The following is a 3,250-nucleotide window of genomic DNA, read 5'->3' as shown; positions in this document are numbered from 1 at the left end:
CAAAATCAAAGCCTATACTTTCCTTCCTTGGAAAGACCGGTACCCGGGTAGCGAGAAGGATAATGGGTCTCATGCTTTTATCGATAGCTGTTCAGTTCATCATAAAGGGCATTATTGATGCCTTCCATCTGTAGAGGTTATATACGTTTCATAGTTAAACGACGCCGGGCTCCGGCTCTTCTTATTGTTTCAATCTGCCTTTTCCTCGTGGATTGCTCGATGGTTACGGTGCCGTATAAGGTGGTTGCCAATACCGTAAAGGGCAGTTATTATGTTGTAAAAGGGGCCTATGAACTCACTGCAGGCACAACGAAAGTCGTTTACAAGATTGGAGGATTTACCTTTAAGGTGGTAAAGGCCCCCATTGACTGGGCGCTCGTCAATGAGGATATTGAAACGATTGACGATCTGCCTCCCAAAGATGCGATTCGTAAGGGCCGGGTAAAAAATGCACCTTACACGGTGAAAGGAAAGAAATATTATCCCATGTCTGTTGAGAAGGCGAAATCTTACGAAGAGACTGGCGTAGCATCGTGGTATGGTTACGAGACCCTGCGTCACAACAAGGGACGTATGACTGCCAATGGCGAGGTCTTCGATCCAAAGCAAATGACAGCGGCCCATAAGTACCTGCCGCTTCCAACGCATGTGAAGGTCACAAATCTGGAGAACAAGCGTTCCATCATTTTGAGGGTCAATGACAGGGGGCCTTTCCCCAGTGACCGGAATCCCTCATCCGGCGACAGGATCATTGATCTCTCTGCCGGTGCTGCCAAAAAGCTCGGATTTTATAAAAAGGGGCTGGCACGGGTAAAGGTTGAAACAATAGAATTACGGGGGGAAGGTTGATCGGCAAATCTATGCTGATCACGTAATCAGTTAGTTCTCTGTCCTGTGCCTTCCGAGAAAGTCCAGCGTTATCCTGTCGACCTCGCCTACGGCCTCGATGAGCATGTGACCCGTATTCTTCAGTATTGCCAGTTCGGCGTTGGGGATCCTCGACGCGAGAATCGTTGCGTTGCCCACCGGTACTATCCTGTCTGCGTCACCGGCAAGCACCAGGGTGGGCGCCGTGATCTCCGGCAACCGGTCATACGTGTCATGGGTTGCAATGGCCTGGGTATGCTTGAGAAGACCACTGTGAACAGGCGGGTACTTTACCATAAGCGCGATGATCTGCCGGAAGATATCCGGGTTCCTGTCGATAAACTCCTCAGTCACAAATAATCGGATCATGGCTTCAACCGCCTCTTCCAGGGGCAGTTCGTGAATATGCGCCATATCGGTAACGGATCCCTCGATGCTGCGAGGTCCTCCGCAACAGGTAACTGCCAGGATAAGGCTCCTCACCTTCTCCGGATAGCGCAGGGCAAAGTGCTGGGCTATCATGCCGCCCATTGATATCCCGTAGACGTGCGCCGAGTCGATGCCGACTGCATCAAGCAATCCGGCGAGGTCATCCGCCATTAATTCCATGGTGTAGATCATATCGGGTCTGTCACTCCTGCCGGCGCCCCTGTTGTCGAAGAGAACCAGCCGGTATTCCCGGGAAAACTTCAGGTTTCGTCCGTAGAACAACTCAACGCCTGCCCCTGCGCCGTTGATCATTACAAGCGGCTCTCCTTCGCCGTGGACCTCGTAGTACATATTGATGTCGTTAACCTTTACCGTTGGCACTTTTCCCTCCCAGGACAAGTCTATTAATCTCAGATACGTCACGTAGAGCGAGAAAAATCAGGTTGAGGTTGAGGAGAACCGGAGTTTGCTTAACCTTAGCCTGAACCTTAGCCTGCTTTTTGGGGAATAGCCCGGCACAGATGCTCATCCGGACGGAAGGTCCGGGATAATTCCGGTCAAAGGTGAAACGCCGGATAATCGCTATAATCATAGCGGAAAGACATAGCCCGACAGCGGCATCCTGTGACCCTTTGATTCTTCCATGGTAAGCCAGGACCTCTTTTCGCCCCAGATAGGGACAACTCTGCTTCGCAGCCACTCTAAAGGGAAGTCAGCCTGGGGCTCGTATTTTTCAAGATACTCGATGTAGGGATTGCCTGAAAGGTCATAGGGGGCAAGCGGCGCATCATGCACACCGTCGAACTCAACAACAGGCACCCCTGTCTTCTCACAGAGATCCTTGTCAAAGGCAGGCGTTACGCTCACCCACTTTCCATTGAGGAAAAGCTGGGTGTATCCATGGCTGGGGAAGAAATCAACACCCGTCTGGGCCGTCAGTTCCCGGGGTACTCTGTGGTTTTGTATCCTGGCGAAGACAAGCCTCGAAGGGATGCCCGCTGCCCGCGCCAGGGCGCTAAGGAGGATGGCCTTCTGAACACAGTAGCCCCTCTTCCAGGCCAATACGGTACTGGCCACAAAATCCTCAAACCTGACAGAGACCATATAGACACTGTAGCGTATCTGGTCCCGTACGAAGTAGAAGAGCGCCCGCGCCTTCTCCGACTCATCGGTAAAAGGAGAGGCCAGCTCCATGGCAGCACGGCGTATCGTCTCATGATCGGAATCGATCGCCGCAGTGGGTTTCAGATAGATCTCTATATCTTCCGTCTTGTCGTTCATAATCTCTCCCCTCAAAATATTCCCGCATTGACGCCCTCGGCTACCGTCCTGCCGAGTTCAAAACACTGCGTCAGCGCTTCCTCCGTTACCTGACCCTTGCAGATAATCGGGTGCTGAACCTTCCTGAAACGATACCCCTTGCATATGCGCTCGATATGGGCAAGTGCGCCTGACCCGTCATTCCCCGCGCTGATAACAACGCAATAAGGTTTTTTGTACATAGCCGCATCATCCTTCAGTTCTTCATACGTCCTGTCGAAAAGATCCTTTACGGCACCTGCCATATAGCCGAAGTACTCAGGGGAACAGATCACCATGGCGTCGCATCCCCTTATGTCACGTGCATCGGCATCGGCGGCACGCTTAAAGACCGCATGCGTATTCTCTGTTTCAGTAACTCCCTGAGCAACAGACCGGGCAAGCATTTCCGTATTCCCTGATTGGGAGTGATAGACAATAAGCACCTTGGCCATATTAAACACCAGTCACGCTATATAGTTCAAGCGCTACCTTCTATCCCGCAGACCTTCGCGACTATTTCAGAGATATCCATCACCGACAGCCTCCCTTCGAGTCCCTCCGATTTGACGGCATCCTCAAGCATGATAAGGCACTTGGGACAGGCAACGGCAAGGGTCCTTGCGCCTGTTTCACACGCCTCTCTTACCCTGCG

4 protein-coding genes are annotated in these 3,250 nt (G+C 52.0%); 1 reads left to right on the top strand and 3 read right to left on the bottom strand.

Annotated features, from left to right (window positions below; translation table 11 throughout):
- Positions 1 to 219: 219 nt before the first annotated feature.
- Positions 220 to 849, top strand: coding sequence for a septal ring lytic transglycosylase RlpA family protein (locus PHU49_16230; protein MDD5245558.1), 630 nt, complete (start codon positions 220 to 222; stop codon positions 847 to 849).
- Positions 850 to 879: 30 nt separating this feature from the next.
- Here PHU49_16230 and PHU49_16225 read toward each other — a convergent pair whose 3' ends face one another.
- The 3 genes from PHU49_16225 to PHU49_16215 form a co-directional block, all read right to left on the bottom strand.
- Positions 880 to 1,677: an alpha/beta hydrolase gene (locus PHU49_16225; GenBank protein ID MDD5245557.1), complete on the bottom strand. Its 798-nt coding sequence runs from the start codon at positions 1,675 to 1,677 to the stop codon at positions 880 to 882.
- A 207-nt stretch (positions 1,678 to 1,884) separates the two neighbouring features.
- Positions 1,885 to 2,577, bottom strand: a complete 693-nt coding sequence (locus PHU49_16220; protein MDD5245556.1) for a transglutaminase family protein — start codon at positions 2,575 to 2,577, stop codon at positions 1,885 to 1,887.
- A gap of 11 nt (positions 2,578 to 2,588) precedes the next feature.
- Positions 2,589 to 3,050 carry an NAD(P)H-dependent oxidoreductase gene (locus PHU49_16215; GenBank protein MDD5245555.1) on the bottom strand — a complete coding sequence of 154 codons (462 nt, stop codon included), beginning with the start codon at positions 3,048 to 3,050 and terminating at the stop codon, positions 2,589 to 2,591.
- Positions 3,051 to 3,250: the final 200 nt, after the last annotated feature.

The organism is Syntrophorhabdaceae bacterium (assembly GCA_028713955.1).
GTDB lineage: Bacteria > Desulfobacterota > Syntrophorhabdia > Syntrophorhabdales > Syntrophorhabdaceae > UBA5609.
Note: the sequence above shows the minus strand (reverse complement) of the source record. Positions and strands in the feature narration are given on the sequence as shown.